We start from the raw sequence: 26,415 nt of genomic DNA on the forward strand, positions 1-26,415 counted from the left end.
TCAGTCCTCGACCTTCTTGCTGAACGCGCGGATCTGCACGATGTTGATGACGATGAGCGCGGCGAGCACGATGACCGACAGCGCACCGGCGACGCCGAGGTTGTTGGGGCCCTGGAACGCCACGTTGTAGATGAGCTGGACGACGGTGATGGTGCTGTTGTCGGGACCGCCCTTGGTGAGGATGTAGAACTGCTCGAACGCGAGGAGCGAGCCGGTGACGCACATCACCGTGGTGAGGGCGAGGGTCGGCTTCAGCAGCGGGACGGTGATGTCGCGGAAGGTCTGCCAACGCGACGCGCCGTCGATGCGGGCGGCCTCGTAGACCTCCTCCGGGATGCCCTGCAGCCCGACGAGCATGAGCAGCATGTAGAAGCCGGCGAAACGCCAGACGATGAGGAAGACCGTCGACCAGAGCGCCGCGTCCGGGGTCCCGAGGAAGGTGAAGCCCATCGCCTTGGTGAGGTCCGCGAACGGGCCGGCGATCGGCGAGTACAGCACGTAGAACAGGAGCGACGCCGAGGCGAGGCCGAGCGCGCTCGGGATGAGGAAGGCGGTGCGGAGGAAGCCCTTCCATCGGCTGGACTCCTGGACGAGGAGCGCGAGGCCGAGTCCGAGTCCGATGAGCAGGACCGTCGCGATGGCCGTGTACTTCAGCGTGAAGACCACCGAGTCGAGGAAGAACCGGTTGTCGATCGCCTTGGGGAAGTTCTCGGGGAGGTTCCACCCCTGGTTGCCACCGAGGAGTGGCCAGTCGGAGGCTGCCATCTGGAACACGAGTCCCAGCGGGACGAGGAACAGGAGGATGACGAACACGGCCGTGGGGAGCGCAAACAGCCAGCCGGTACGGGCCTGCGCGGCGCGGCGCTTCCTGGCACCGACCGAGTCCGTCGGGCCTCGTCTGGCGAGGGTGGTACTCATGGGTGGGACCTTTCGAACGGGTGGGTGCCGATGCGCCGTCGCGATGGGGGGATCACGGCGGCGCACCGGCGGTCGGACTACTGCGAGAGCACGTCCGTGATGGCGTCGTTGTCGGCGTCGACGGAGTCGGTGCCCTCGAGTACCGCGTTGCGCACGAGCGTCAGCCAGGGGCTGGTCGGCGAGTTGAAGGCCTCCTGGAAGTTCAACGAGTACGGGGTGTCACCCTTCGATGCGACCTCGTTGATCGTGACCAGGCGCGGGTCCTTGCTCGAGTACTCGTTCTCCGCGAGGTCGGAGCGGGAGACCACGTCGTTGTCCTTTGCGAGAACACCGACCTGGGCGTCCTCGGACATCAGCCAGCTGAGGAAGTTCCACGACTGCGCGGCCTTCTTGCTGTCCTTGGAGACACCGATGCCGTCGCCACCGACGAAGGTCGAGTCGCCGCCCTTCGGCCCCGGGATGCCGGACACGCCGACGTCGAACGGGGTCGAGGAGAGGAGCGTCGCCGGGTAGGGCATGACGCCGACCTTGCCCTCGGTGAAGCCGGCGGTCCAGGTGGGTCCGGCCTCGTCCTTCGAGGAGGGGAGCACGGCGCCCGACTTCCACAGATCGGCCCACGTGCTGTAGACCTCCTTCGCGCCGTCCTCGGCGAGGAGCGACTCGGTGCCGTCCTCGTTCATGACCTGCTCACCGTCGGCCCACACACTAGGGAACCAGGTGAAGACGAGGCAGCCGCCGCAGTTGAGGCCCGTGGCGGTGCCGTAGGTGTCCGGCTTGTTGAGCGCCTGCACGGCTTTGGCGTCCTCGGCGAACTCGGCGAGGGTCGTCGGACCCTGCTCGGGGTCGAGGCCCGCCTCCTTGTAGAGTTCCTTGTTCCAGAAGAGCATCGAGAGGTCGAGGACGAAGGGGAGGACGTGTTCCTTACCGTCCGCGGTGCCGGCGGCGAGGTGGCCCTGGTTGATCTCGTCCTTGAAGTCGAGCCCGTCGATGTTCGCGGTGAGGTCCTGGAAGAGGCCCTGTTCAACCCAGTTCGGGACGTACACGATGTCGGCGGCGAACAGGTCGGGGAGGCTGTCGGAGCCGGCCGCCGCACCGACCTTCGCGACGTAGTCGTCGTTCGGGACGACGGTGAGCTTCACCTGGTTCTCGTGCGAGGCGTTGTAGGCCTCCACGAGGAGCTTCGCCTGCTTCTCGAGTGGGGCGCGGGTCCAGAGCGTGAGCTCCGAGCCGTCGTCGACGCCCTCGGGTCCGGCGCTGGCGAGCGGGGCGCTCCCACCGCCGCTGGACGAACAGGCGGCGAGGCCGAGGAGCAGGGCGCTGGCCGCCAACACCCCTCCGACCCGCTGCTTGCGTGTGATGTGCGTGCTGCGCATGTGTGACTCCTCTGACTCTTCGTTGAGCGGACCGGTCGGGTCCGGCGGTGCTTCGGGAGAGGTTTCGAAACTGTCGAAAGCCCTTTCGGTAAAGCTAGCCTGGCATCAGAGTAGCGTCAAGAGGAATATCCGGTAACGTTTCCGAAAGATGAAGAGGGGGCGTTTCATGCCAGACAACGATGTTTCGGCGACGACCGGGATCGCTGCCGGTCGGGCGGCGACCCTCGGTGACGTCGCGCGCATCGCGGGCGTCTCGATCGCCACGGCGTCGAAGGCGATCAACGGGCGGAGCGAGGTCGCGCCGAAGACCCGACAGCGCGTGCTCGATGCCGCGAAGTCCGTCTCGTTCACCCCGAACGAACTCGCCCGGAGCCTGATCAACGGGCGCACCGGCACCGTCGGTCTCCTCACGAGCGACCTCGAAGGCCGGTTCGTGATCCCCATCCTCATGGGCGCCGAGGACGCGTTCGGCGCAGGCCAGGTGAACGTGTTCCTCTGCGACGCCCGCGGCGACGCGATCCGCGAGCAGCACCACCTCAACGCGCTGCTCACACGGCGCGTCGACGGCATCATCGTCGTGGGTCGCAGCACCGACCCACGGCCCTCGCTCGGCCACAAGCTGCCCGTCCCCGTCGTCTACGCGTACGCACCGTCCGACGATCCGACGGACGTGTCCATCACCCCCGACAACCGCGACGGCGGGCGCCTCGCCGTCGAGCACCTGATCGCCTGCGGGCGCTCCCGCATCGCGATGATCACGGGTGAGCCGCAGTACGCGGCTGCCAGGGACCGCGTGACGGGCGTGCAGAACGCCCTCGCGGCGGCGGGACTGGAGCTCGTCGGCTCGCCGATGTTCTCGGAGTGGACCGAGCACTGGGGTCGCGATGCGGCGGCGATGCTGCTCGCACAGCACCCGGAGATCGACGGCATCGTCGCCGGTTCCGACCAGATCGCCCGCGGCGTGCTCGACACCGTCCGCGACCTCGGGCGCGACGTCCCGAGCGACGTCGCGGTCGTCAGCTTCGACAATTGGGAGATCCTGGCCACCAACTCGCGCCCGGAGCTGTCGTCGATCGACGCCAACCTGCAACAGCTCGGCCGGCTCGCCGCCACCCGCATCTTCGAAGCGATCGAGGGCACGGACGTCGCGCAGGGGGTCGAATACCTGCCGGGCCGCCTCGTCCTCCGCGGTTCCACGATCCCGAGGCGCTGAAGTCCGGTCGGACGCCGATACTCGCCGCGCGGGTAATGCGACAGCCGTCGGACATCGCTACGGTCGAGCCATGGACAGCTCAACCGTCATCATGATCGTGGTCCTCGCCGCCGTCGCGGTCATCGTCTTCACGATCACCGTGCAGGCCAGACGACGTAGCGGCGGGTCGAAGCATCGCGGTGGTACGACCTCGGACTCCGGCATGCCGTTCATCGTCGATGGCGACAGTCACCATGGAGGCGGCCACCACGGCGGAAGCGACTCCGGCGGTTGGGACGGTGGCGGTGGCGGCGACTCCGGCGGCGGCGGAGACGGGGGCGGTGGGGGCGGCGGCGACTGACCGGTCGACTCCGTGATCACCTCGGCTGATCAGCGGCGTCGCTGCTGCTTCGAGCGGCGCTTCGGCTTCGTGCGCGGCTTGCGCTTCGATGGCGGCACAACCGCGTCCCCCTCGCCCGAGCGCTTCCGGCGCGAGACGTCGACGCCGCCTGCCGGTCCACCGATCCACATCGGCACCCCACTCCCCCAGCCGGCGACGAAGAACAGCACCCCGCCGATGACCAGGCCGGCGACCCCGACGACCTGCCAGATCGCCTCGTCATAGATCACGGGCCCCACGGCCTGACCGTCGAAGAGCAGATGGAACCCGTTGTTCACGACGACGACGAGCAGCGTCAGCCACCCCACACCGAACACCGTGCCGGCCACCCACCCCCATGAGGCGATCGCCAACCCGCCCAAGACGCCGGCCGCGGCGACGGGTACGCCGAAGGCCACGAACAGGACGATCGCGACCCAGGACTCTGCACTGTCGCCGCCGATGGCGGCCAAGACGATCGCGACGACGACGAGCAGCACCATGGAGGCGATGAGCGCGCCAGTCCACATCGTGATGCGCCGTCGACTCATCCGGTACGGGTTGGTGGTGGACGACTCCCGGTTCGGCATGGCTCCATCCTCGACCATCAGAGGCCCCGCCGTCCGGCGGACGACGAGCGCGGCGTCGCGATAGCCTCCCTGCATGGGGGAATCACGAGGCACACGAGCGCGCCTGGTCACACGGCGGGCCGTCACCATCGGCATCGGCGCGGTCATGGCTGCGGCCCTGCTCACGGGCTGCGGCTCGAGCGCCGGCGCCGACGTGGCACGAGCGTCGATCATCGATGCCGTCGAGGGCCTGCCCGATGTGGTGGACGTCACCGGAACGGTCGAGGCCTCGAACGGCGGCGGGCTGGAGACGTATCACAACGCCAGGATCACCGGCCTGGCGTGACTGGTCGGCCGACACCCATCCGGCCGAGGTCGATGCGGTCCGGGTCGCATCCGTCAAGGTCGAGCTCATCGCGATCTCCGCCCGAGAGCACCGGCCAGCATCGTCCGAGCTCAAGGTGTTGTTCGTGTACGCCGACCCACTGATGCCGACGGATGCAGCGCGACTCGTGGGCGGATTCCAGGCAGAGCTCCCGAAACCGCTGGCCTCGGCGGAGATCTCGCTCGTGTTGACCAACCCCGACCCCGGATCCGCAGGCGTGCACCTTCTGGCATGGGGCCTGCCGGTGCCGGCATCCGTGCTGGAGACCATCGCGACGATCGAGGGGACGACCGCCGCCCTCGGGCCGCTCGGGGGCTCGGTGGCAGCCATCGACTGGTACGGGGAGCAGCATGATCGCGGCCTCGACCGGCCCGATGAGCTCCGCCTCGCGGTCGCGTCCCCCGAGGACGCGCGACTCGGAGGGGTGCCCCTCGCGGAGCTGCAGGCGAGTCCGCAGTGGGCGGCTTACCAGCAGGTGACGACGCTCGCGAACACCTCGGAGACGGCCATCTCGTTCACGATGAGCGCCGACAATCCGCGAATCGCCGGCTTCACGGCCCAGCCGTGCGGCACCGCCGACGACGAGCTGGACCCACCGCGCGACCCCAGCGAGGCCGATCGGGCGATCGCGGCCTGGTGGCTCGCCCAGGCGCCCGTTTGCGCGGGTGTCGGTCGGCGCGAGTGAGGAGGGTCACGTCGGCGTGAACCGGGCCGGGGCGCGCCGAACCTCGCTCGGTCGACGCCCTGGTGATCAGCGACCCGCGAGGTCGCCGAGTCGGGCGCGCATCGCGCGGAGCACGTCGACGAGGAGCGCGTCGTCCGGTCCGGCGAGCCACTGCTCGAGGGAGGCGTCGAAGAGTGCCGAACCGATGGACGCGGCGAGCGCCGCGTCGGCTGATGTGACACCACTCTCCATGAGGCCATCGCGCATCGCGTCGGTGAGGACCGCCGACTTCAGCCGTTCCCGCTCGCGCAGCTGCGGTTCGGACCGGATGACGGCGCGGCGGGCTGCGATGTCGTCCCGCCAGCGCTGCAGCTCACCGGCGGCCACGGTCTCGAGGCCGGACATCACGAGCGCGAGCGCGTCGAGTCCTGGTGGCGCCGCAGCGACCAGCCGTCCGACCACGGTCGGGAGCTCGCGCTCGCGGAGGAAGAGCACATCGCGCTTGTCGGCGAAGTGACGGAAGAACGTGCGGGTGGTGAGCCCGGCGGCTTCGGCGATCTCCGGGACGGTCGTCGCCGTGAAGCCCCGCTCGGCGAACAGCGCCATCGCAGCGCTCTCGAGTCGGAGAGCGGCGTCGGGTGCCCAGCGTGCCATGCGATCAGGATAGCCGATGACACGTCGTGTCGTCAGGTGTAGAGTGATGGCATACCGTGTCATCATCGCCACGCCAATCCTCAACACCCTTGGAGATCTCATGCCGACGAACACCGCAGCCTGGCTGCCAGCACCACGCGCGGACCTCGTCGTCGGTCCGGCCGCGATGCACGAACCCGGCCCGGGTGAACTCCTCATCCGGAACGGAGCGGTCGCGGTGAACCCGCTCGACGACGTCAAGCAGCAGACCGGGAACCTCATGTACCGGTGGCTGCCAGTGCCCGCCGTGCTCGGTGAGGACGTCGCAGGCGAGGTCGTGGCCGTCGGGTCGAACGTCCGTCGCTTCGCCGTGGGCGACCGCGTCGTGGCGTACGCGGTCGGCATGGAGCGCGGTCGACGCCATGACGCCGAGGGCGGGTTCCAGCAGTTCACCGTCGTGCGGGCGGATCTCGCCGCCCCGATCCCGGACGGTCTCCGAGACGAGGACGCCGTCGTCCTGCCGCTCGGGATCTCCACGGCCGCGACCGCCCTCTTCCAACGAGACCACCTCGCGCTCCCCCACCCCTCGGAGCACCCCACCCCCACCGGGACCACCGTCGTCGTCTGGGGCGGCGCGACGAGCGTGGGGAGCAACGCCATCCAGCTCGCGGTCGCCTCCGGCCACCGGGTCGCGACCACGGCCTCGCCGCACAACCACGACCGGATGCGCGAGCTCGGTGCCGACCTCGTGTTCGACTACCGCAGCCCGACCGTCGTGACGGATCTCGTCAGCGCCCTCCGTGGCTCCTCGGTCGTCGGCGTCCTCGCCGTCGGGACCGGCTCCGCAGAACCAGCCCTCGCCGTCGCCACCGCCACCGGGGCACGCCGCGTCGCGCTCGCGAGCCCATCGGTGTCGTTCGGGTCCCTGCCTCGTCGGGCCGGCCCGAGTCTGACGTTCATCCGCACCATGACCCGGCTCGTGGCGGCCAACGTCGCACTCCAGGTGCGTGCCCGACGGGCGGGGATCTCGGCGCGGTACGTGTGGGGTAGCTCGCTCATGACCAACGAGGTCGGGCCGATGCTGTGGGAGGACTACCTGCCTGGTGCGCTCGCCGCCGGACGACACCTCTGCGCGCCCGCTCCCGAGGTGGTCGGCGAAGGCCTCGAGGCGATGCAGCCGGCCCTCGACCGCCTCCACGGCGGCGTCTCAGCCCGCAAGCTCGTCGTGCGGTTGTGAGGCGCGGGACCGTGACGCTCGGCCCTCACACCTCCCAGACCGAGCGGTAGCTCCGCTCGGCGAGGAGCCCCGACAGCTCCGCGTGCACGGTCATCGTCTTGGCGAGCCGCTCGGCACGATCCGTTCTCAGCACGCCGGCCGCCTCCCAGTCCTGCTCCGACAGGTAGGCCGTGTACGGGTTGATGACGCACTTGAAGTCCAGCATGAGCGACTGCCCGAGCGTGGCGGTCGCCATGTAGCTGTGCGGCAGGCCGGCGGCGCAGACGAAAGTCACGACCTTGTCGAACCAGGCGGCGACCCTGCCGTCCTCGCCGGTCGCGCCGGTCGCCTCGATGAGCGATTTCACCGTCGCGGCCGGTGCCCAGTTGTAGACCGGGAAGGCGAGGACGACGCCGTCGGCAGCCGTGATCAATGCATGCAGTCGACGGAACGCAGGGCTCTCGAAGACCCGATCGTTGTCGAACGGCGGCAGTTCCATCTCGGCCAGATCGATGACGGACGAGTCATGACCTTGCTCGCGCAGGAGCTCGCTGCTCGCCGAAGCGAGGGTCCGGCTCCGACTCGCCGGATCGAGGCTGCAGGAGATCACAGGCAGGTTCAAGGAGGCCATCCCTCTACGCTAGCCCGGCAGCCCACACGGCGAACGTGGCGGGTGTGCGAGGGTGGAACATGCTCTCGCCGCAGTCACTCAGTGAAGCCGACCGCCGTCTCGTCGCCTCGTGGGCCGCCGATTGCGCCGAGCGGGTCCTGCCGCTGTTCGAAGCGGAGGCGCCGGACGACGATCGTCCACGTGACGCGATCGCCCGCGCCCGCGCGTTCGCCGCCGGCGACCTCGACACCGCCGGGGAGATCCGCCGACGCTTCGTCGCCAACCGGGCCTCGCAGGCGGTGTCCTCGCCCGCCGCCAAGGCCGCCGCGTGGTCGGCCGGGCAGGCTGCGGGTGTCGCGCACATGGGAGCCCATGCGCTCGGCGCCGCCGCCTATGCGGTGAAGGCCGCCGAGCTGCATCAGGCCGGAGCCGGCGCGGCCGAGATCGCCTGGCAGCTCGACCACGTGAGTGCCCTGGTCCGGTCCGCGCTCCGCCTCCTGCCGGCACTCGGCACGGGCTCCTCGGGTCCGCTCGGCACCGGGCTGCTGGCCTCGGGGGTGCTCGGCGACAACATCCGTGCCATCCAGAGCGGCTTGCGCCGACGCTCCCGCCGCCCGGACGTCACGACGCTCGAGCTGGTCGGAGGCCCCGAGCCGGTCCGGGTCGAGCTGCACGACGCCGACCCGGAGTGGCCCGAACGGTACCGGGAGCACCGGCAGCGGATCATCGACGCCCTCGGAACGAGCGCAGGCGAGTCCAGCACCGTCGATATCGAGCACATCGGCTCGACCTCGGTGCCCGGACTCGCGGCGAAGCCGATCGTCGACATCGTGGTCGCCGTGGAGGACATCACCGCGGAGGAGGACTACCTCGACCCTCTGCTGGCCGCCGGCTACGTGCTGCGCGTCCGTGAACCTCGTCACCGTATGGTCCGGACGCCGGAGCGCGACGTCCACGTGCACCTCTACGAGCAGGGCGCCCCGGAGATCGGCGAGTACCTCCTCCTCCGCGACCATCTGCGTTCCGACACCGACGATCGCGCGCTGTACGAGCGCACCAAGCGGGAGCTGCTCGGGAGGCCCTGGGACGACATGAACGACTACGCCGACGCGAAGACCGAGGTCATCCTCGCGATCAAGGCGCGGGCGCGGGCAGCCCTGAGTCGCTGAGTCGCCCGAATCTGCACGAATTCGGCTCGGTTTCGGACGATTCCGGGCGACTCAGGGACGGGCGGTCGCACGCACCGGCGGGATGACGACACCGGTGAGGACCGCAGCCGTCTTGACGCCGACACAGAGGCTGATGAAGACCGTCAGCGCTGCCGTGACCGCTGAGCCTTCGAGCGTCGCGAGGGAGACCAGGCCAACGGTGCCCGGCACGAGCATGAGCAGGGCCGGCTGGAACGTGACATTGGACGGCACCGCCGCCGAGTACCGCTCGACGATGCGAGCGACGACGAACACGAGCCCGGCGGTGAGCCCCGTCGCGACCGCGTTCCCCACAAGCGGGGCGAACAGGACGATGCCCGCATAGGTCAGCGCCATCACGCAGATGGTCAGCAGCGTCAGGGAGCGGCCCGAGCCGAACGCGATCCCGATCCCGGCCGCGAGCATCACGACGCCGATCCACGTGAACCACAGCGGCGGGACCGACTCCCACCCGACGAGGTCCGAACTTCCGCGCCCCACCTGACCGACGAGCGCCGTCGAGTCGGGGTCGATCGACAGGCCGGTGAGCAGCGCCCCGGCCGAGATCCCGGCCGCCATGAAGGCGAGCACGATGAGGCCGTACATCAGGCGTGCCGAGCCCGTCACGATGTCCGTCGCCGTCAGCTCCAGCAGGGCGTTGGTGATGAGCGCACCGGGCACGAGGATCGCGATCGGTGCGCAGACGGCGAACAGCGGCACGGGACCGAGATCCATCGCCGATGCGAGCGTCCCGACGAGCGTCGTCGACACGAACGCCGTCACGAACGGGGCGATCGCGACCGCTCCCCGCCACCGCGCCAGCAGGGTGATGACGAGGCCGACGAAGGCACCGACGAGCATGGATGCGAGGATCGCCCACCATGGGCAGCGGAACAGCAGCGCGAGCCCACCCGCGAGCAGCAGGTTCCCGACCACCCAGTGCATCGACGCGTGCGGACGCGGCGTCTCCCGGATCGACTGGATGCGGGCCGGCAGGTCACCGACCGGCCAGTGTCCGAGCTCGAGTTCGCGCATGAGCCGGTTCGCCCGGGCCGCGCCGCGGAACGACAGCTCGCCGTGCGCGTTGCCGGCCGCGAGCACGGCGCCGGTGCGCACGTCGTTCACGATGATGAGCTGCGGCAGAACCGAGAAGGCGAGGCCCTCGTCGCCTGATGCGACCGTGGCGCGCTCCAGGGAGTCGCGGACGTCGGTGACGGAGGTGCCGGCATCGAGGAGCAGGCAGCCGAGCGCACTGTAGGCGTGCGCAGCGGTCCTGCGATACTCCTCGGTAGCCGCGTCGTCACTCATCCCGCCAACGGTACGCGAGATCCAGGGACGCCTGCGGCCGCTGCGGGCCTCAGCGGCGGTTGCGGAGCCCGACGGCTCCGGCCACACCGAAGTACAGGCCGGCGAGGATCGGGACGATGACGATCCACCAGAAATGGAAGCCGTACTCGCCGTGGGCGTTCGCGATGGCGACGGGGATGAGCGCCACCCCGAGCACGACGGCCACGATGCCGATGCCGAGCGCGAGTCGGGGTCTTCCCGGAGTGAACGAGGCCATGGGGACACGCTAACGCCGAGGAGCCCGCGGACCTCGGGGGATATCCCCTGCGCTCACGTGGCGCAAGCGCTTGTCCGGCCGACGACACGCTGGCATCGTCGCTCACACGCCGCTCGCGCGCGGCGTGGAGCGCCGAGGAGGCAGCATGGCAGACGTACGAGTGGGCGACCGCGTGTCCTGGGGCACCTCGCAGGGACGGACGCAGGGGAAGGTCGTCGAGCGGAAGACCGCGGACTTCCAGTTCGACGGCCAGCACTTCACGGCCTCGACGGACGAGCCCGCGTTCATCGTGGAGTCGGAGAAGACCGGCGCGAAGGCCGCGCACAAGGGCTCGGCGCTGCGTGTCCTGAAGTCCTGACGCTCTCCCCCTGGTGGCGCGTTGCGCCGACGCCCGGACGTCCACGACGGACCCCGGCTGGGCGTAGCGTTGGCGCATGACCGTCGTGATCGCCTTCCTGGCCAACATCGTCGTCGCCATCGCCAAGTCCATCGTCGCCGCGCTCACCGGGTCGGCGTCGATGCTGGCCGAGGCCGCGCACTCGTGGGCCGACGCGGGGAACGAGATCTTCCTCCTCATCGCCGACAAACGGGCCGACAAGCAGCGCGATGCCGCCCATCCACTCGGCTACGGCCGTGACGCGTACATCTTCTCGCTGTTCGCCGCCTTCGGGATCTTCACCGTCGGCGCGGTCGTCTCGATCCAGCACGGCATCCAGAGCCTCACCGCACCGGAGGCGATGGAGGACTACGCCCTCAGCTACCTCGTCCTGGGCGTCGCCTTCCTCCTCGAGGGCTTCTCCTTCACCCAGTCGATCCTCGAGGGTCGGCGCACGGCGAAGAAGTACGGCCGTGGCTTCTTCGACTACATCGTGAACGGCTCCAACACGACGCTCCGCTCGGTGTTCTTCGAGGACTCCGCAGCACTGCTCGGCCTCATCATCGCGGGTACCGGCATCGGCCTCCACCAGGTGACCGGCGACCCGGTATGGGATGCGATCGGCTCGATCGCGATCGGCGTCCTGCTCGGCGGCGTCGCGCTGCTGCTCATCAACCGCAACCGGCGCTACCTCCTCGGTGCTTCGCCGAGCCCCGCGTACCGCGCGCAGACCATCACCGCGCTCCTGTCCCACCCGGAGATCGAGCGGGTCACGGCGCTGTACCTCGAGTTCAGCGGACCGGAACGCCTCTTCCTCGTCGCGTCGGTCGACCTCGTCGGCGACGACCGCGAGAACGACGTCGCGCGTCAACTCCGCCGACTCGAGGGCGACCTCGAGCAGGACGACCTCATCGGCAAGGCCGTGCTCACGCTCTCGGTGAGCGACGAGCCGTCGATCACCGCCTGAGCGCGGCGTCGAGCCGGGGCTTCAGGCTCCGAACAGCCGCTTCGACGCGATCGCAGCACCCTCGACGAGCGCACCGAGCTTCGCCCACGCGACGTCGGTCGCGACGAACTCGTAACTCGCGAAGGTCGAGAGCCCGCAGTCGGTGCCGGCGATGACGCGTGTCGGGTCGCCGACCGCCTCGGCGACCTCGACGATGCGGTTCGCGATGACCTGCGGGTGCTCCAGGTAGTTGGTGGTCACGTCGACGACCCCCGGGATGAGGAGCGCGCCCTCGGGGAGCGGGTGCTCGCGGAACGCCGGCGCCTCGTGCTGGTGCCGCGGGTTGCCGAGCGGGATGCTGAACGCACCGACCCGCGCCCGGTAGAGGTGCGGGAGGAGCACGTCGACCGGGACGTCGTCCTGGTGCGGCCCCTGCCAGTTGCCCCAGCAGACGTGCAGCCGGACCTGCTCACGGGGGATGTTCCGGATGGCGTGGTTGAGCGCGTCGACGTGCAGGTCCACAGCCGCCAGGAACTCCTCGAGCGTCGCGTCACCGAACTGGATGACCCGCTCCATGGCGAGGTCCGGGGCGTCGAGCTGCAGGACGTGCCCCCGGGCGACGATCGCCTCGTACTCGATCCGCAGTTGCTCGGCGAGCGCGAACACATAGGCGCGGTCGTCGCCGTAGAAGGGGTTCGCGGCGTCGAGCAGCAGCGTCGTCGACACGATCCCGGGCGTCGCCGCGGAGAAGAAGGTGCCGGCGGGTGTGCGCGCATGGCCCGCCTGCACAGCGAGTTCCCGTTCGAAGCCGTCGAGATCGGCGGTGATGCCGGACAGCGCGGGGTCGTACACGAGCCGCCCCTGGGCCATCGGCGGATCCCACACCCGTGCGACGTCCGCACCCTCGACGATCTGCTTCGCCTGGAAGGCCGCATAGTCCGGGAATCGCACGGAGTCGAGCGTCGGCTTGCGGTGTCCGGCTCCACCGAACCCCTCGATGCGTTCCAGCACATAGGTGGAGAAGCCAACGCGCGGGACCTCGCCGTCGTTGATGAGATCGAGACCGGTGGCGAGCTGCGCGGCGACCGTCGAGGCCACCGCATCCGCCGTGACCTCCTCCAGCTCGGCGACGTCGAACGACCGCCGCTGGTCGCGGGCCACGAGCAACCGGGTCAACTCGGGCGTGCGCGGCAGGCTCCCGGCGTGCGTGGTCAGGATGCGGTCGGTCATGCGTGGGCTCCTCGGTGCGTGGCGCGGGTGGATGTGGACCGCACGCTCACGCCATGCAGGGAGCCCACTCCTGGTTGGAGAGTTCCCGCTGCTCGTTCTCGGTCTGCAGGAGCCAACCGGTCTTCGTCGCGCCACGGTACTGTCCGCTCACGAGGTCGGCACACCAGGAGCGACCGTCGAAGGCCCACCGGACGAAACTCGCCTCGCTCCCCTTGCGCAGGAGCGGGCGTTCGCGTTCTACCTGACTCATGTGTTCCATCTCGACCGTGGCTGACATATCTTCCAACCGTATCGAGGAACGTCGTCGGTGAACAGACTGCTTGCGTTTCGCGGCCGGTTGCCCGAAAATGCCCGATCGCGCCCGGAAGCGGCGTCCTTCTCCACGCTCGGAGATCGGGTGCGGCGGTCGTTCAGCCCACGAACACGCGGAGCGCCTCGTCGCTGAGCACCCGGTCGGCGAACACGAGGCGCACGGCATCGGGATCCGGGTTGCCCGCGTCGGGGCCACGCCAGACGACCTCCAACCCCGCGCGTTCGGCAGCCCGTCGTGAACCATCGTTGTGCTCGAGGAGGAACGCCACCACGGGCAGGTCCGGTGCCGACGCCGATGCCGCGGCTCGCGCGGCCGCGATGAGCTCCTGCGCGTATCCGCGCCCCCAGGCCGCGGGCGCCAGGCGGTAGTAGAGGTTCCAGGCGACCCCGCCACGCAGGCTCGGGCCGCCGATGCCGACCAACGCACCCGTCGCGGTGTCACGCGCCACCCACACGTCGAGACCGTTCGCCTCCCAGCCGGCCTGGTACCGCTCGATCAACGCGCAGGTCTCGGAGAGCGCCGTGTGTCGGGCGGACGGCAGGTGCGTCCAGACCGCGGGGTCGGCATGGAGCTCGTGGAGCTCCGGCAGATCCCGATCGGTGGGGCGGGTGAGCGTCAGTCGTTCCGTCAGGGTCGGCGGAGTGGCGTCGGTCATGCCCTCCATTCTGCTCTCTGGAGCGACACGCTTCGCAGCGCGGCGTCGCCGCGTAGAGTCGTCCCCAGCACCGACGGAGGAGGGCCATGCGACTGCACGTCGAGGAACGCGGGCACGGCCCGGTCCGGATCGCCCTCATCCACGGATTCCTGGCCGACGGAGCCGCCTGGACCGACGTCGTCGCAGCGGCCGACCCGGAGCGGTACACGTTCCTGCTCGTCGACCTCCGCGGTCACGGCTCCAGCCCGCGAGCCGATCGACCCCGGGGTGAGCAGTACGACATCACCTCGCTCGCGGCCGACCTCGTCGAGACGTTGCCGAACGGCCTCGACGCGATCGTCGGCCACTCCCTCGGCGGGCGGCTCCTCATCGACATCGTGGCGCCGCTCCGCCCGGCGCACGCGATCTACCTCGATCCCGGGTTCGGCCTGAAACTGCCGGGCCGAGGCGTCGGCGCACGACTGTTCTGGAGCATCCCAGGGCTGCCGCGGCTCCTGGCCTGGTTCTACGACCGCACGGACCCAGCGACGGGTCCCGCGAACGTCGCGCTCGCCGAGGCCGCCCATGCCGCGTGGGACCGCTCGATGATCGCGGAGGTGCTGCAGGACGTCGCAGCGAACCCGGTGACGCCGTCGGCGCCGATCGTCCCCTCGACGCTGGTGCTGTCGGACGACGCGAAGCTCGTCGTTCCGCGAGCGGACGTCGAGCAGTACGAACGGCTCGGCTGGACCGTCACGCGGTTCCCGGGCATCCGCCACGACATGGCGGCACTCGACGGCGCACGCACCTTCGAGGTGATCCAAGCGTCGCTCTGAGCGCCAGCGGACCGGAGCGCCTATGCAGAGTGCTGATATCGCTCGCACATTCCTGCATCATGCACATTCTGCTGCGGGCGAGCCGTCAGTAACGTTGCCGCCACCCGCACCGCTCCCTCCCCCCCACTTCTGGAGACCAGCATGGCTCGCATGGCACACGCAGACGACTTCGCCCTGTCCCGCGTCCGTCCCGACGCACAGAAGCCCTGGTTCGGCATCGCCGTCCAGCGCTTCGGACAGGTGTCGGCCCTGTCCCAGTTCCTCCTCGGCGCCACCCTCGGCTACAGCATGACCTTCGGCGAGGCGTTCCTCGCCCTGCTCCTCGGCTCGATCATCCTCGAGGTGATCATGTGCATCGTCGGCATCATCGGCCAGAAGGAGGGCCTCAACACCGCCCTCCTCGCCCGCTGGACCGGCTTCGGCGAGATCGGCGCGTCACTCGTCGGACTCGCGATCGGCATCAGCCTCATCGGCTGGTTCGGCATCCAGAGCGCGATCTCCGCCGAGTCGCTCGATGCCCTCCTCCCCGGCTTCATGCCGGTCTGGGCCTGGAGCCTCATCTTCGGCCTCGCCGTCACCGCCATCGTCGCCTACGGGTTCAAGGGCATGCAGTGGCTCGCGAACATCACCGTCCCGCTGTTCCTCATCCTCGTCGGCTGGTCGATCATCAGCGAACTCACCCAGCACGACTTCATGGAACTCGTCACCGGCCCGGCACCCGGCCCCACCATGAGCGTCTGGGCCGGCACCGGCATCGTCGCTGGCGGCCTCATCGTCGGCGCCATCATCACCGCCGACATGACCCGGTTCAACCGGTCCCGCGCCGACGTCATCAAGCAGACCGTCGTCGGCGTCTCGCTCGGTGAGTTCGTCATCGGCCTCTCGGGCGTCCTGCTCGCCCACGCCGCCGCCTCTGGCAACGTCGTCGCGATCGTGACGTCCTCGGTCGGCCTCATCGGCCTCATCATCGTCATCACCGGGACGCTCAAGATCAACGACTGGAACCTGTACTCGTCGACGCTCGGCCTGGTCAACTTCATCTCGACCGCGTTCGGCAAGAACCTCAACCGCGTGACCACCACCATCGTGCTCGGTGTGGTCGGCTCCATCCTCGCGGCGGTCGGCATCCTCGGGCAGTTCTCCGGCTTCCTCATCATCCTCGGCGTCGCCTTCCCGCCCATCGCCGGCATCATGGTCGCCGAGTACTTCATCGTGAAGCGCTGGCGCGGCGAGCTCGACGAGACGCGCGCCTCGGGCCGCCTCCCCACGACCGCCCCGCGCATCGTCCCGGCGACCATCATCATCTGGGCCGTGTCCGCGATCACCGGCTACTTCGTCACCTGGGGCATCCCCGCCGTCCTGTCGCTCATCCTCTCGATGGTGCTGTACATCGCCGCCGGCAAGCTCGGCCTGGTCCGAGGTGTCGGCGTCGCCCACACCTCGCAGATCGAGGCGGATGTGACGACGGACAGCCCCGCCACCGCCTCGAGCTGACCCGGGGGACGTCCGTTCCACCCCGTCAGACCGTTCCACCGCACACCGCTCCACCGCACCAACAGAAAGCGAACCCCTCATATGCACATCGGTATCGATGTCGGCGGCACCAACACCGACGCCGTGCTCATGGACGGCACCACCACCCTGGCGGCCGTCAAGCACGCGACCACCCCGGACGTGACCGACGGGATCGTCCAGGCGATTGGCGAACTGCGGAGCGGCCACCACTTCGACGGTGATCAGATCACCGCGGTGATGATCGGCACGACGCACTTCATCAACGCCCTCGTGCAGGCCAAGCGGCTCGCACCCACCGCGGCACTGCGGCTCGGGCTCCCGGCGACCCGCGCGTTGCCGCCCCTCGTGGACTGGCCGGCCGAGCTCGTCGAGGCGATCAGTGCACGCAGCTACCTCGCGCACGGCGGCTACGAGTTCGACGGACGCCCCATCTCGCCGATCGACCCCGACGAGCTGCGGGCACACGCCGAGGACATGCGTGCGAACGGCATCCGCTCCGTCGCGATCTCCTCCGTCTTCAGCCCCGTCAACCACGACCTCGAGGTCGAGGCGGCGCGGATCGTCGGCGAGGTCCTCGGCCCGGACGTCGCCATCTCGCTCTCGCACGAGATCGGGCGCATCGGCCTCCTGGAACGCGAGAACGCGACGATCATCAACGCAGCCCTGCGCGAGCTCGCCTCGGAGATCGTCGATGGGCTCACCGCCGCCGTCCGGAAGCAGGGCATCGAGGCGCCCATCTTCCTCAGCCAGAACGACGGCACGCTCATGGACGAGGACTACGTGCGCCTCTACCCGGTCGCGACCTTCGCCTCAGGCCCCACCAACTCGATGCGCGGGGCGGCACTGACGAGCGGACTCGCGACCTGCGCGGTCGTCGACATCGGCGGCACCACGGCGGACATCGGGCTGCTGATCAACGGCTTCCCTCGCGAGACGGCGAACGAGGTCAAGGTCGCCGGCATCCGCACCAACTTCCGCATGCCCGACGTCCTGTCCATCGGGATCGGCGGCGGCAGCATCGTCGACGAGGAGACCGCCGAGGTCGGGCCGGCGTCCGTCGGGTACAAGCTCATGACCGAGGCCCTCGTCTTCGGCGGCAGCACCCTCACGGCGACGGACATCGCCGTGGCCGCCGGTCGCGCGTCGATCGGCGACGCGTCGAAGGTCGCGCACCTCGACCCGGTCTTCGTGGAGCGCGTCCTCGAGCGGATCGGCGAACGCATCGCCGAGGCCGTCGACCGCATGCGGACCTCCCCAGAGCCGATCCCCGTGGTGGCGGTCGGCGGCGGGTCGATCCTGCTCTCCGACGAACTCCCCATCTTCGGCGCCGTCCACCGGCCCGACAACTACGCCGTGGCCAATGCCATCGGTGCTTCCATCGCGCAGGTCGGGGGCGAGATCGACAAGGTCTACGCCATCGAACCCGGCCGGCGTGAGGAGGCGATCGCCGAGGTCCGTGCCGAGGCGATCGACAAGGCGATCGCGGCCGGCGCCTCCCCCGCGTCGGTCGCGATCGTCGACTTCGACGAGGTCCCGATCCCCTATCTCCCGGGGAACGCCACGCGCATCCGGGTGAAGGCCGTCGGCGACCTCGACATGGGAGGCCTCCGATGAGTTGGACCATCTCGGCCGAGCTCATCCCCGGCCTCGCCCGTGGCGCGGCCGTCCTCGGGACCGGCGGTGGCGGCGACCCGTACATCGGCGCGCTCCTCGCCGCGCAGGCGCTCCGCGAGCACGGCGACGTCACCGTCGTCACCCTCGACGAGGTCCCCGACGACGCGCTCGTCCTCACCGTCGCGATGATGGGCGCCCCGACCGTCATGGTCGAGAAGCTGCCGAGCCTCACCGAGGTCGTCGCACCGGTCCACGCCCTCAGCGCGTCCCTCGGTCGCCCGGTCACGCACATCGCGTGCGCCGAGGTCGGCGGCGTGAACTCGACCATCCCGATCGCTGCGGCCGCAGCGCTCGGACTCCCCCTCATCGACGCCGACGGGATGGGGCGGGCCTTCCCCGAGCTGCAGATGGTGCTCCCGACCCTGTACGGGATCGACGCCTCCCCGCTCGCGTTCAGCGACGAGAAGGGGAACACGGGCGTCCTCACGACCGTCGACAACAGCTGGACGGAACGCATCGCCCGCGTCGCCTGTGTCGAGATGGGCTGCTCGGTCATGATCTCCGGCTTCCCGATGTCCGGTGCGCAGGCGCGCGAGGCGCTCGTAGCCGATTCGCTGTCGCTGTGCCGCGAGATCGGCGACGGCATCGAAGCGGCCCGAGCCGAGAAGGCCGACCCTGTGGATCGGACCGTGCGGCTGCTCGGCGGTCGCGAGCTGTTCTCCGGCAAGGTCGTCGACGTCGAGCGCGCGACCACCACCGGGTTCGCCCGCGGTCGAGCCCGCATCGACGGCGTCGACGCGAGCCTGGAACTGTCGTTCCAGAACGAGCACCTCATGGCGGCACTCGACGGCGTCACCCTCGTGACGACGCCCGACCTCATCATGGTGCTCGAGCACGATTCCGGCGAGCCCATCACCACCGAGGGGCTCCGCTACGGGCAGCGCGTCCGCGTGATCTCGGCACCGAGTGACGACCGCTGGCACAGCCCCGAGGCGCTCGCGATGGTCGGGCCGGGGTACTTCGGGTACGAGGTGCCGTCGCACCGCTTCGACGGCACAGCCGAGACGCCTGCGCCTGACTCGCCGGAGGTCGCCGCATGAGCTGGACGCTGACCGCGGACGACCTGCCCGACCTCGCCCGAGGCGCCACCCTCCTCGGGACCGGCGGCGGAGGCGACCCGTACATCGGCATGATGCTCGTGAAACAGGTGCTCGGCGACCGCTCCATCACGATCCTCGACCCCGACGAGCTCGCCGACGACCTCTTCGTCATCCCAACCGCGCAGATGGGCGCTCCGACGGTCATGGTCGAGAAGATCCCGGCCGGCTTCGAACCGACCCTCGCCCTACGGACGCTCGAGGAGCACCTCGGGCGCACCGCCGACGCGACCATGCCGATCGAGTGCGGTGGCATCAACTCGATGATCCCGCTCATCGTGGCCGCCGAGACCGGGCTGCCGGTCGTCGACGCCGACGGCATGGGCCGGGCCTTCCCGGAGCTCTCCATGGAGACCTTCGCGGTCTACGGCGTGCACGGTTCGCCGCTCGCCATCGCCGGGGAACGCGGCGAGCGCGTGATCATCGACACCGGCGACGACGACCGGCAGATGGAGTGGTTGGCGCGCGGCATCGCGATCCGCCTCGGCGGCGTCGCCCACATCGCCGAGTACGCGATGAGCGGGGCGGACGTGCGCCGCACCGCGGTACCGCGGACGATCTCGATGGCGCTGGCCCTCGGCCGGGCGATCCGGATCGCCCGCGAGGAACACCGTTCGCCGTTCGCCGCCATCGCCGACACCCTGTCCACGACGCTCTACTCCCACGTCCGGGAGCTGTTCGTCGGGAAGGTGGCCGACGTCGAGCGCCGCACCACCGAGGGCTTCGCCAAGGGCACGGCCGTCATCTGGTCGGCCGACCCGTCGAGCTCCGAACGCCTCGAGATCTCGTTCCAGAACGAGAACCTCATCGCCCGATGGAACGGCGAGGTCGTCGCGATCGTGCCGGACCTCATCTGCATCGTCGACCACGAGACCGCCGAGCCGATCACCACGGAGGGCCTCCGCTACGGCCAACGCGTGCGGGTCCTCGGGATCTCGACGCCGGCACTCATGCGCACGCCGGACGCACTGCGCGCGTTCGGGCCGAGCGCGTTCGGGCTCACGGAGCCGTTCGTCCCGGTCGAGGGCGAGGCGGCGGCTGCGGAAGCCGCGGATACGTTCGCCGCGGGTCAGGCGGTCCGAGCCTAGGCTGAGGGCATGCCGACCCTTCTCGAGCGCGATCGCCTCCCCGCCCTGGCGACGGGGTTCGCGATCCTGGGCTCGGGAGGTGGCGGCGCGACGACGATGCTCGAGCTGGCGCTCCGCGACGAGCGCGCCTGGCCGTTCGACCTCCACAGCGTCGACGACCTCGACCCGGAGACCCCGTGTCTCGCCGTCGGCTTCGTCGGTTCCACGATGCTGCTCAGCGAGCGCCTCCCCGGCACGGATCCGTTCGGGCGGCTGATCGGAGCTGCGGAACGCTGGCTCGGACACCGTATCCCGGCCATCTGCTCGCTGGAGGGTGGCGGCGTCAACGGACTCACCCCCTTCGCGTTCGCCGCGGGGCGGACCATCGTCGACGCTGACCTGACCGGACGTGCCGTCCCCTCGCTCGACCAGATGTCGATCCTCGTGGACGAGGTCCCGGGCATCGTCGTCACCTGCGACACCGGTGCCGGCGGGGTCGCCCTCGTCGAGACCGAGCGGGCCCTCGACATCGAACGCGTCGTCCGCGCGGCGATCGTGCAGGCCGGTGGGAGCGGCGGCATGGTGTTCGCGGGCTTCACGGTCGGCGACCTCCGAGCGCACGCCATCGTCGGGAACGCCGCCCGGGCACTCGAGCTGGGCGGAGCGTTCCTCGCGCGGATCGACGGCCCGCTGACCGCACTGGCCGAGTCGCTGGGTGGACGGCTCCTCGCGGAGGGTCGGGTCAGCAGCATCGAGCCGGACTCACGGGACCCGCACGTCCTCACCTTCGGGATCGACGGGAGCAGTGGCGCGCTGCACCGCCTCGTCGCCCGCTCCGAGACGCTCGCGTTCATGACGGACGGACGACTCGAAGCCGCCGCGCCGGACCTCATCGTCGTGGTCGACGCGGTCTCCCGGGACATCCTCGAGGTCACGGCGGTCTCGATGGCGAGGCACGTCGCCGTCATCCGGGTCGACGGTCCGGACTGGTGGTCCGGCTCCCCGGAGCGACTCCGCCATGTGCTCCCGTCCGCCTACGGCCTGGACGAGCTCGACGAGGTCCGAACCGACGAGGTCCCGGCATGAGCGATCGCCTGCAGCTGGGCGCGCTCCTCGCCCACCCCGACAATGGTGGCGTGCGGCTCGTCGCCGGCCCGGCCGACGCCAATTGGGCCGGCGTGGTGGTCGAGACGAACGAGGCGGCCCTCCCCGAGGACGGCGCCGGTCGACTCGCCGTGGTGACCGGCGTCCCACCCACGAGGCCGTGGCAGCAGGATGCGCTCGTCCGTCGCACCCGGGATCGTGGCTTCCTCGCCCTGGCGATCCCGGAGGCCGACGGCTTCGGCGCGGGGACGCGCGCGCTCGCCGACCGACTCGGCTTCTCGCTCCTGCACGTCGACCGACCGATGCTGCTCGCGAAGGCGTGTTGGCAGCTCGTCGAGGCCCGCGACTCCCTGACCCTCGGGTACGTCCGCAAGGTCGCGCAGTCCATCGAGTACCACGCCGAGGGCCTCGCCGACCTGCTCCGCCACCTCTCGACGAGTATCGGCCACGGGATCGCCCTCATCGACGGTGAGGGGGTCCTGCTCGAGGCCGGCGGGCGGCTGCCGTCCGAGGTGCACGCGGCGATCGACTTCGGCCCCTGGGTCGACCTGACGAAGGCCGGGCGTAGCGCGGCGGCATCGGTCCGGGTGGACAGCCCGAGTCGGGAGGGCCTCCGGGTCGCGTTCTTCGGGGACGGACTCGACGACCGACAGCTGAGTGCGCTCGCGGTCGCCGCCGAGGTCGCCATGCCCGCCGTCGCGGCGCGGATCCTCATCGACGAGGTGGCCGAGGTCAGTGACGCGTCCGTGTCGTCCGGCGTCCTGCGGGACTTCGTGGACCTCCGAGGCCGCCCCGACCCCGACGTCGAACGTCGCATGCTCGAGCGGGGCTGGCGGACGACCGGCTACCACCTCGCGTTCCGCATCGTCGGCCGGAGCCGGGTGGACGCCCTGCAACTCCTCCGCTTCGTCACCGGCGCGCTCGGTCGGATCGCCGTGGACTCCCACGCGACGACGAGCGGGCGCGGGGTGAGCGGTTGGCTGACCTTCGCCGAACCGCCGGAGCCGCCGCAGATCGAGCGGTACATCGCCGCGCTCCGCGACCTGCACGTTGAGGCGCGGCGCTCGTTCAACGTCGCGACGGCCGTCGGGTCGCTGGCGAGCGGATCGGCGGGCTTGACGTCGTCACTCGGGGAGGCGTCCGACGCGGTGCGCATCGCCGCGAACCGGTCGACGACGGGCTGGTTCGTGCGGGTGGACGGCCTCGGCCTGGAACAGCTGCTGCTCGCGTGGACCGGCAACGACACCTTCGTCCCGGCGGCACGCTCGCTCCTCGCCCCGTTGCAGACCGGCAACGGCGAGCTGCTGACGACGCTGTCGGCCTACCTCGACCACGAGTCCGCGGTCGCGCCGACGGCGGCCGCACTCGGGCTGCACCGCAACACCGTCGCGACGCGGATCACTCGCGCGCAGGAGCTCCTCGGCGTCGACATGGCGGACCCGGAGGTGCGCCTCGCGCTCCATCTCGCCTGCCGCGCCGTGCGCTGAGCGTGGGTCGCTGAGTCGCCCAGAACTGCACGGAGATCGCCCGGCTCCGAACAGATCCGGGCGACTCACCGGCTCAGACCGCCGTCGCGGTGAACTGCATCCGCGGGTTCGCGTAGAACTCCTGTGCCTCGACGAGCTGCAACTCGCGCTGGCCCGAGCGGTACGTGAGCTCGACGAGGTCGAACACACTCGACGCCGTGCGCTCCAGGGCGAGCTTCGCGTCGCGGGTCTCGCCGTAGTGCGCGGCGAACAGCGCCGCCGTGACGTCACCGGAACCGTTCGCCTTGAACGGCAGCAGCGGCGTCTGGACGATCCACCGACCGGCGTCGTCCACGACGAGCATCTCGATCGTCTCGGGGTCGCGGTCGGGACGCTCGACGCTCGTCACCAGGACGACCGACGGGCCCATCGCGCGGGCCAACTCGACCGACGCCAACGTGGACTCGAGCGAAGCGGGCTCGGTGCCCGTGAGGAAACCCAGCTCGAACTGGTTCGGCGTGATGATGTCGGCGTTCGGCACGACGCGGTCGCGCAGCAGGTCGGGGATCTCCGGGGCGACGAAGCAGCCGGACTTCGCGTTGCCCATGACCGGGTCGCACGCGTACAGCGCGTCGGGGTTCGCCGCCTTGACGCGCTGCACCGCATCCACGATGACGTCGCCGATGCCGACGCCGCCCTGGTAGCCCGAGAGCACGACGTCGATCTGCGGGAACGCTCCGCGCTCCTCGACACCCGTGATGACCTCGCCGACCTGCTCGGGCGAGATGAGCGGGCCGCGCCACGCGCCGTACCCGGTGTGGTTCGAGAAGTTCACCGTGTTGACCGGGATCACCTCGACGCCGATGCGCTGGAGGGGGAACACGGCCGCGGAGTTGCCGACGTGCCCGTAGGCCACGGCTGACTGGATGGAGAGGATCTTCACGATGTCGCAATCACGATGGGGAGGCCGCCGCGGACACTGCGTTCGTGGCGGGCATGGACGGTGCCTGCAAGGACTCAACGATACTCTTCCGCCGCCTGCAGAACCCACGTGCCACGTCAACCCACGGACCGGATCCCCCTCGCGCCTGCCTCCGCTCCTATGCTGATCGGATGACGACACCTGAGAGCACGACCGCGCCGAGCGACACGACGGCGACCAAGATCGCCGCCGTCATCTACAACCCCGTGAAGGTCGACCTCGACGTGCTCCGCGAATCGGTCGAACGGTCCGCCGCCGATGCGGGCTGGGGCGAGTCGCTCTGGTTCGAGACGTCGGTGGAGGATGTGGGCCAGGGCGTCACCGCCGAGGCGATCGCCGCGAAGGTCGACCTCGTCATCGCGGCCGGCGGCGACGGCACGGTCCGCGCGGTCTCGGAGGCCCTGCGCGGGAGCGACATCCCCCTCGCGTTGCTGCCGTCCGGCACCGGCAACCTGCTCGCGCGCAACCTCGACCTCACCCTCAACGACCTGCCCGGCTCCGTCATCGCGGCGTTCACCGGCGAGGACAAGGCGATCGACCTCGGTGTCATCGACATCGAGCGCGCCGACCACTCACGCGACCGCCACGTGTTCGTCGTCATGGCCGGCATGGGCATCGACGCGAAGATGATCAAGAACACCGACGACGACCTCAAGGCGAAGGCCGGCTGGGCCGCCTACGTCGACGCGATCGTGAAGTCGCTGCGCGATCCGGACGAGCTGCACCTCCGGTTCCGGATCGACGACGAGCCGCAGGTGCGCGCCACCGTGCACACCGTCATCATCGGCAACTGCGGCTCGCTGCCCGCCAACATCCTGCTGCTGCCGGACGCGGTCGTCGACGACGGACTGTTCGACCTCATGTTCATGCGCCCCGGTGGGATCCTCGGCTGGATCCGCATCTGGGCGAAAGTCGCGTGGGTGAACGGTGTCCTGCGACGGACGAAGACCGGCCGGGCGTTGGCCGGCAAGAAGAAGGACGACGACGACCTCCAGTACGGCACGGCGAAGCGATTCGTCGCCCGGATGTCGAAGCCGGAGGAGATCGAACTCGACGGCGACGGCTTCGGCAAGGCCATCGCGATCAACACCTGGATCGAGCCGGGTGCCCTCACCGTGCGCGTTCCGGCCGCAGCGGAGTAGCTCGCGCGCCCTCAGCTCACCGCTGTGCGTGGGGTGACCCGCCGGGCCCAGAGCAGCACGGGGATGAGCAGGAGGGCCAGCACGCCTCCCGCGATCGACAGCGCGCCGTAGCCGACACCCGCCATCACGACGCCGGACATGACGCCGGCTCCGGCACCGGCGAGCGCGATGAGGACGTCGAGCGTGCCCTGGGTGCGTGCCCGGTTGACGGGCACCGTGTGGTCGACGACGAGCGCGGTGCCCGCGATGAGCCCGAAGTTCCAGCCGAGTCCGAGGAGGGCGAGCGCCAGGATGAGGAGGCCGAGCGAGTCCGCCGGCGCGAGTGCTCCCGTGACACCGGCGAGCAGGAGGGTCACGCCGGCGGCGATCGCCATCGGGGTGCGGCCGATCCGGTCGACGAGGACACCGGTCACGAGCGAGGGGAGGTACATCGCGGCGATGTGGATCCCGATCACGAGTCCGACCTCGCCGAGGCCGTGGTGGTGGGCGCGCATGTGCACCGGGGTCATGGTCATCACCGCCACCATGGCGATCTGCGTGACCACCATGACCGCGGCGCCGACGTAGGCACCGACGCCGGGACGCGGGCGTGCGGCGGTCGTCGGAGATGCCTGCTTCGACCCCGCCTGCTCCGCGGCGGTCTGCTCCACCTCCAGCTGCGCGAGCTCGGCGTCGAGACGGCGGGCGAGGAGGAACGGGTCGGGTCTGAGCAGCACGAGCAACGCCGTCCCGGCCGCGACGTAGGCGACCGCGGCGAGCAGGAACGGCCCGGCGAGCGACGGCAGTCCGAGGCCGGTCGCGAACGCCCCCAACGGCTCGACGAGGTTGGGTCCGGCGACGGCGCCGAGTGTCGTCGACACCATCGCGACGCTGATCGCCGAACCACGTCGGGCCGGGGTCGCGAGGTCGGTGCCGGCGTAGCGCGCCTGGAGGTTGGTGGCCGTGCCAGCGCCGTAGACGAAGAGCGACAGGAAGAGCAGCGGCACCAGTGCGGTGGTGGCGGCCACGACCACTCCGATCGCACCGACGCCGCCCGCCGCGAATCCGAGTCCGAGCCCGATGCGCCGGCCGAGCCGCTGGGTGACGCGCCCGACGAGGAAGGCGGTGAGCGCGGAGCCGAGGGTGAGGAGCGCGGCTGCGACGCCCGCGAGGCTCATGCTGCCGAGGACGTCCTGCACGAGGAGCGCCCCGACCGTCACCCCGGCGGCGAGACCGGCGCCGCCGAGGACCTGGCTGATGACGACGACCGTGAGTGTCCGCCGCTGGACGCGGGCTCGCTCGGCGGCGATGGCAGCTCTGGCGTCGGAATCCCGGGAATCGCTCTCTCCGCGCTCGCCCATGCT

At 70.2% G+C, this 26,415-nt stretch carries 28 protein-coding genes; 16 read left to right on the plus strand and 12 right to left on the minus strand.

Annotated features, from left to right (window positions below; genetic code table 11):
- Together RWN05_RS01695 and RWN05_RS01700 are read right to left on the minus strand one after the other, a co-directional pair.
- Complete coding sequence (locus tag RWN05_RS01695) at positions 1–918, minus strand: sugar ABC transporter permease (protein WP_314138077.1); 918 nt, start codon at positions 916–918, stop codon at positions 1–3.
- A 77-nt stretch (positions 919–995) separates the two neighbouring features.
- Positions 996–2,291: a sugar ABC transporter substrate-binding protein gene (locus RWN05_RS01700; RefSeq protein ID WP_137242737.1), complete on the minus strand. Its 1,296-nt coding sequence runs from the start codon at positions 2,289–2,291 to the stop codon at positions 996–998.
- 166 nt (positions 2,292–2,457) lie between these two features.
- Here RWN05_RS01700 and RWN05_RS01705 point away from each other — a divergent pair, with 166 nt between their 5' ends.
- Complete coding sequence (locus RWN05_RS01705) at positions 2,458–3,504, plus strand: LacI family DNA-binding transcriptional regulator (protein WP_314138078.1); 1,047 nt, start codon at positions 2,458–2,460, stop codon at positions 3,502–3,504.
- A 70-nt stretch (positions 3,505–3,574) separates the two neighbouring features.
- Positions 3,575–3,844, plus strand: coding sequence for a hypothetical protein (locus RWN05_RS01710; protein ID WP_314138079.1), 270 nt, complete (start codon positions 3,575–3,577; stop codon positions 3,842–3,844).
- A gap of 29 nt (positions 3,845–3,873) precedes the next feature.
- Here the strand turns inward: RWN05_RS01710 and RWN05_RS01715 are convergent, their stop codons facing one another.
- Positions 3,874–4,452 carry a hypothetical protein gene (locus tag RWN05_RS01715; protein ID WP_314138081.1) on the minus strand — a complete coding sequence of 193 codons (579 nt, stop codon included), beginning with the start codon at positions 4,450–4,452 and terminating at the stop codon, positions 3,874–3,876.
- 73 nt (positions 4,453–4,525) lie between these two features.
- Between RWN05_RS01715 and RWN05_RS01720 the strand changes: the two genes are divergently transcribed.
- Positions 4,526–4,777 (plus strand): hypothetical protein, encoded by a 252-nt coding sequence (locus RWN05_RS01720; RefSeq protein WP_314138082.1) that lies wholly within the window; start codon positions 4,526–4,528, stop codon positions 4,775–4,777.
- A 124-nt stretch (positions 4,778–4,901) separates the two neighbouring features.
- Positions 4,902–5,501 carry a hypothetical protein gene (locus tag RWN05_RS01725; RefSeq protein WP_314138083.1) on the plus strand — a complete coding sequence of 200 codons (600 nt, stop codon included), beginning with the start codon at positions 4,902–4,904 and terminating at the stop codon, positions 5,499–5,501.
- A gap of 66 nt (positions 5,502–5,567) precedes the next feature.
- Here the strand turns inward: RWN05_RS01725 and RWN05_RS01730 are convergent, their stop codons facing one another.
- Positions 5,568–6,134 carry a TetR family transcriptional regulator gene (locus tag RWN05_RS01730; protein WP_314138084.1) on the minus strand — a complete coding sequence of 189 codons (567 nt, stop codon included), beginning with the start codon at positions 6,132–6,134 and terminating at the stop codon, positions 5,568–5,570.
- Positions 6,135–6,180: 46 nt separating this feature from the next.
- Between RWN05_RS01730 and RWN05_RS01735 the strand changes: the two genes are divergently transcribed.
- Positions 6,181–7,350, plus strand: coding sequence for a zinc-binding alcohol dehydrogenase family protein (locus RWN05_RS01735; RefSeq protein WP_314138085.1), 1,170 nt, complete (start codon positions 6,181–6,183; stop codon positions 7,348–7,350).
- Between the two features lie 25 nt (positions 7,351–7,375).
- On the opposite strand, the gene RWN05_RS01740 is transcribed toward RWN05_RS01735, so the two are convergent.
- Positions 7,376–7,960 (minus strand): NADPH-dependent FMN reductase, encoded by a 585-nt coding sequence (locus RWN05_RS01740; protein ID WP_314138086.1) that lies wholly within the window; start codon positions 7,958–7,960, stop codon positions 7,376–7,378.
- 59 nt (positions 7,961–8,019) lie between these two features.
- Here RWN05_RS01740 and RWN05_RS01745 point away from each other — a divergent pair, with 59 nt between their 5' ends.
- The gene (locus RWN05_RS01745) at positions 8,020–9,108 is read left to right on the plus strand and encodes a GrpB family protein (protein ID WP_314138087.1); all 1,089 of its coding nucleotides are present in this window, start codon (positions 8,020–8,022) and stop codon (positions 9,106–9,108) included.
- 51 nt (positions 9,109–9,159) lie between these two features.
- On the opposite strand, the gene RWN05_RS01750 is transcribed toward RWN05_RS01745, so the two are convergent.
- Both RWN05_RS01750 and RWN05_RS01755 read right to left on the minus strand, forming a co-directional pair.
- Positions 9,160–10,434 (minus strand): threonine/serine exporter family protein, encoded by a 1,275-nt coding sequence (locus RWN05_RS01750; protein WP_314138088.1) that lies wholly within the window; start codon positions 10,432–10,434, stop codon positions 9,160–9,162.
- Between the two features lie 49 nt (positions 10,435–10,483).
- On the minus strand, positions 10,484–10,690 hold the full coding sequence (locus RWN05_RS01755; protein ID WP_085511274.1) for a hypothetical protein: 207 nt from the start codon (positions 10,688–10,690) through the stop codon (positions 10,484–10,486).
- Between the two features lie 145 nt (positions 10,691–10,835).
- On the opposite strand from RWN05_RS01755, the gene RWN05_RS01760 reads away from it, so the two are divergent.
- Entirely contained in the window at positions 10,836–11,048 is a 213-nt protein-coding gene (locus RWN05_RS01760) for a DUF2945 domain-containing protein (RefSeq protein ID WP_314138089.1), read from the plus strand.
- Positions 11,049–11,124: 76 nt separating this feature from the next.
- The gene (locus RWN05_RS01765) at positions 11,125–12,033 is read left to right on the plus strand and encodes a cation diffusion facilitator family transporter (RefSeq protein ID WP_314138090.1); all 909 of its coding nucleotides are present in this window, start codon (positions 11,125–11,127) and stop codon (positions 12,031–12,033) included.
- 21 nt (positions 12,034–12,054) lie between these two features.
- Here RWN05_RS01765 and RWN05_RS01770 read toward each other — a convergent pair whose 3' ends face one another.
- From RWN05_RS01770 to RWN05_RS01780, 3 genes are all read right to left on the minus strand, one after another.
- Positions 12,055–13,242, minus strand: coding sequence for a cobalamin-independent methionine synthase II family protein (locus RWN05_RS01770; protein WP_314138091.1), 1,188 nt, complete (start codon positions 13,240–13,242; stop codon positions 12,055–12,057).
- A gap of 46 nt (positions 13,243–13,288) precedes the next feature.
- Positions 13,289–13,492, minus strand: a complete 204-nt coding sequence (locus tag RWN05_RS01775; protein WP_124768057.1) for a hypothetical protein — start codon at positions 13,490–13,492, stop codon at positions 13,289–13,291.
- Positions 13,493–13,652: 160 nt separating this feature from the next.
- Positions 13,653–14,210 (minus strand): GNAT family N-acetyltransferase, encoded by a 558-nt coding sequence (locus RWN05_RS01780; RefSeq protein ID WP_314138092.1) that lies wholly within the window; start codon positions 14,208–14,210, stop codon positions 13,653–13,655.
- Between the two features lie 86 nt (positions 14,211–14,296).
- On the opposite strand from RWN05_RS01780, the gene RWN05_RS01785 reads away from it, so the two are divergent.
- The 7 genes from RWN05_RS01785 (at position 14,297) to RWN05_RS01815 (ending at position 22,969) form a co-directional block, all read left to right on the plus strand.
- A complete protein-coding gene (locus RWN05_RS01785) occupies positions 14,297–15,025 on the plus strand; it encodes an alpha/beta hydrolase family protein (RefSeq protein ID WP_314138093.1) in 729 nt (242 codons plus the stop codon).
- Between the two features lie 141 nt (positions 15,026–15,166).
- On the plus strand, positions 15,167–16,519 hold the full coding sequence (locus RWN05_RS01790) for a cytosine permease (protein WP_085511293.1): 1,353 nt from the start codon (positions 15,167–15,169) through the stop codon (positions 16,517–16,519).
- An 81-nt stretch (positions 16,520–16,600) separates the two neighbouring features.
- Positions 16,601–18,154, plus strand: coding sequence for a hydantoinase/oxoprolinase family protein (locus tag RWN05_RS01795; protein WP_314138095.1), 1,554 nt, complete (start codon positions 16,601–16,603; stop codon positions 18,152–18,154).
- Positions 18,151–19,254, plus strand: coding sequence for a DUF917 domain-containing protein (locus RWN05_RS01800; protein WP_079000662.1), 1,104 nt, complete (start codon positions 18,151–18,153; stop codon positions 19,252–19,254). The genes RWN05_RS01795 and RWN05_RS01800 overlap by 4 nt, the downstream gene beginning before the upstream one ends.
- Positions 19,251–20,399 carry a DUF917 domain-containing protein gene (locus tag RWN05_RS01805; protein ID WP_079000660.1) on the plus strand — a complete coding sequence of 383 codons (1,149 nt, stop codon included), beginning with the start codon at positions 19,251–19,253 and terminating at the stop codon, positions 20,397–20,399. The genes RWN05_RS01800 and RWN05_RS01805 overlap by 4 nt, the downstream gene beginning before the upstream one ends.
- A gap of 9 nt (positions 20,400–20,408) precedes the next feature.
- The gene (locus tag RWN05_RS01810) at positions 20,409–21,464 is read left to right on the plus strand and encodes a DUF917 domain-containing protein (RefSeq protein ID WP_314138099.1); all 1,056 of its coding nucleotides are present in this window, start codon (positions 20,409–20,411) and stop codon (positions 21,462–21,464) included.
- Positions 21,461–22,969 (plus strand): CdaR family transcriptional regulator, encoded by a 1,509-nt coding sequence (locus RWN05_RS01815; protein ID WP_079000656.1) that lies wholly within the window; start codon positions 21,461–21,463, stop codon positions 22,967–22,969. Before RWN05_RS01810 ends, RWN05_RS01815 begins: the two co-directional genes overlap by 4 nt.
- A gap of 73 nt (positions 22,970–23,042) precedes the next feature.
- On the opposite strand, the gene pdxY is transcribed toward RWN05_RS01815, so the two are convergent.
- A complete protein-coding gene (pdxY, locus tag RWN05_RS01820; RefSeq protein ID WP_079704522.1) occupies positions 23,043–23,891 on the minus strand; it encodes a pyridoxal kinase PdxY in 849 nt (282 codons plus the stop codon).
- A gap of 170 nt (positions 23,892–24,061) precedes the next feature.
- Between pdxY and RWN05_RS01825 the strand changes: the two genes are divergently transcribed.
- Positions 24,062–25,072: a diacylglycerol kinase family protein gene (locus tag RWN05_RS01825; protein WP_064295398.1), complete on the plus strand. Its 1,011-nt coding sequence runs from the start codon at positions 24,062–24,064 to the stop codon at positions 25,070–25,072.
- An 11-nt stretch (positions 25,073–25,083) separates the two neighbouring features.
- Here RWN05_RS01825 and RWN05_RS01830 read toward each other — a convergent pair whose 3' ends face one another.
- Positions 25,084–26,412, minus strand: a complete 1,329-nt coding sequence (locus RWN05_RS01830) for an MFS transporter (RefSeq protein ID WP_314138103.1) — start codon at positions 26,410–26,412, stop codon at positions 25,084–25,086.
- Positions 26,413–26,415 lie beyond the last annotated feature (3 nt).

This window comes from uncultured Plantibacter sp. (genome assembly GCF_963518075.1).
GTDB classification, from domain to species: domain Bacteria; phylum Actinomycetota; class Actinomycetes; order Actinomycetales; family Microbacteriaceae; genus Plantibacter; species Plantibacter flavus_A.

What these genes read in the sequence shown, in the direction of transcription:
- RWN05_RS01780 (WP_314138092.1), bottom strand. Translation starts at nt 14,210, where the DNA reads ATGACCGACGCCACTCCGCCGACCCTGACGGAACGACTGACGCTCACC.
- RWN05_RS01700 (WP_137242737.1), bottom strand. Translation starts at nt 2,291, where the DNA reads ATGCGCAGCACGCACATCACACGCAAGCAGCGGGTCGGAGGGGTGTTG.
- RWN05_RS01775 (WP_124768057.1), bottom strand. Translation starts at nt 13,492, where the DNA reads ATGAGTCAGGTAGAACGCGAACGCCCGCTCCTGCGCAAGGGGAGCGAG.
- RWN05_RS01715 (WP_314138081.1), bottom strand. Translation starts at nt 4,452, where the DNA reads ATGCCGAACCGGGAGTCGTCCACCACCAACCCGTACCGGATGAGTCGA.
- RWN05_RS01745 (WP_314138087.1), top strand. Translation starts at nt 8,020, where the DNA reads ATGCTCTCGCCGCAGTCACTCAGTGAAGCCGACCGCCGTCTCGTCGCC.
- RWN05_RS01705 (WP_314138078.1), top strand. Translation starts at nt 2,458, where the DNA reads ATGCCAGACAACGATGTTTCGGCGACGACCGGGATCGCTGCCGGTCGG.
- RWN05_RS01710 (WP_314138079.1), top strand. Translation starts at nt 3,575, where the DNA reads ATGGACAGCTCAACCGTCATCATGATCGTGGTCCTCGCCGCCGTCGCG.
- RWN05_RS01810 (WP_314138099.1), top strand. Translation starts at nt 20,409, where the DNA reads ATGCCGACCCTTCTCGAGCGCGATCGCCTCCCCGCCCTGGCGACGGGG.
- RWN05_RS01790 (WP_085511293.1), top strand. Translation starts at nt 15,167, where the DNA reads ATGGCTCGCATGGCACACGCAGACGACTTCGCCCTGTCCCGCGTCCGT.
- RWN05_RS01800 (WP_079000662.1), top strand. Translation starts at nt 18,151, where the DNA reads ATGAGTTGGACCATCTCGGCCGAGCTCATCCCCGGCCTCGCCCGTGGC.
- RWN05_RS01750 (WP_314138088.1), bottom strand. Translation starts at nt 10,434, where the DNA reads ATGAGTGACGACGCGGCTACCGAGGAGTATCGCAGGACCGCTGCGCAC.
- RWN05_RS01755 (WP_085511274.1), bottom strand. Translation starts at nt 10,690, where the DNA reads ATGGCCTCGTTCACTCCGGGAAGACCCCGACTCGCGCTCGGCATCGGC.
- RWN05_RS01825 (WP_064295398.1), top strand. Translation starts at nt 24,062, where the DNA reads ATGACGACACCTGAGAGCACGACCGCGCCGAGCGACACGACGGCGACC.
- RWN05_RS01720 (WP_314138082.1), top strand. Translation starts at nt 4,526, where the DNA reads ATGGGGGAATCACGAGGCACACGAGCGCGCCTGGTCACACGGCGGGCC.
- RWN05_RS01785 (WP_314138093.1), top strand. Translation starts at nt 14,297, where the DNA reads ATGCGACTGCACGTCGAGGAACGCGGGCACGGCCCGGTCCGGATCGCC.
- RWN05_RS01740 (WP_314138086.1), bottom strand. Translation starts at nt 7,960, where the DNA reads ATGGCCTCCTTGAACCTGCCTGTGATCTCCTGCAGCCTCGATCCGGCG.
- RWN05_RS01735 (WP_314138085.1), top strand. Translation starts at nt 6,181, where the DNA reads ATGGCATACCGTGTCATCATCGCCACGCCAATCCTCAACACCCTTGGA.
- RWN05_RS01805 (WP_079000660.1), top strand. Translation starts at nt 19,251, where the DNA reads ATGAGCTGGACGCTGACCGCGGACGACCTGCCCGACCTCGCCCGAGGC.
- RWN05_RS01765 (WP_314138090.1), top strand. Translation starts at nt 11,125, where the DNA reads ATGACCGTCGTGATCGCCTTCCTGGCCAACATCGTCGTCGCCATCGCC.
- RWN05_RS01795 (WP_314138095.1), top strand. Translation starts at nt 16,601, where the DNA reads ATGCACATCGGTATCGATGTCGGCGGCACCAACACCGACGCCGTGCTC.
- RWN05_RS01760 (WP_314138089.1), top strand. Translation starts at nt 10,836, where the DNA reads ATGGCAGACGTACGAGTGGGCGACCGCGTGTCCTGGGGCACCTCGCAG.
- RWN05_RS01815 (WP_079000656.1), top strand. Translation starts at nt 21,461, where the DNA reads ATGAGCGATCGCCTGCAGCTGGGCGCGCTCCTCGCCCACCCCGACAAT.
- RWN05_RS01770 (WP_314138091.1), bottom strand. Translation starts at nt 13,242, where the DNA reads ATGACCGACCGCATCCTGACCACGCACGCCGGGAGCCTGCCGCGCACG.
- RWN05_RS01695 (WP_314138077.1), bottom strand. Translation starts at nt 918, where the DNA reads ATGAGTACCACCCTCGCCAGACGAGGCCCGACGGACTCGGTCGGTGCC.
- RWN05_RS01730 (WP_314138084.1), bottom strand. Translation starts at nt 6,134, where the DNA reads ATGGCACGCTGGGCACCCGACGCCGCTCTCCGACTCGAGAGCGCTGCG.
- RWN05_RS01830 (WP_314138103.1), bottom strand. Translation starts at nt 26,412, where the DNA reads ATGGGCGAGCGCGGAGAGAGCGATTCCCGGGATTCCGACGCCAGAGCT.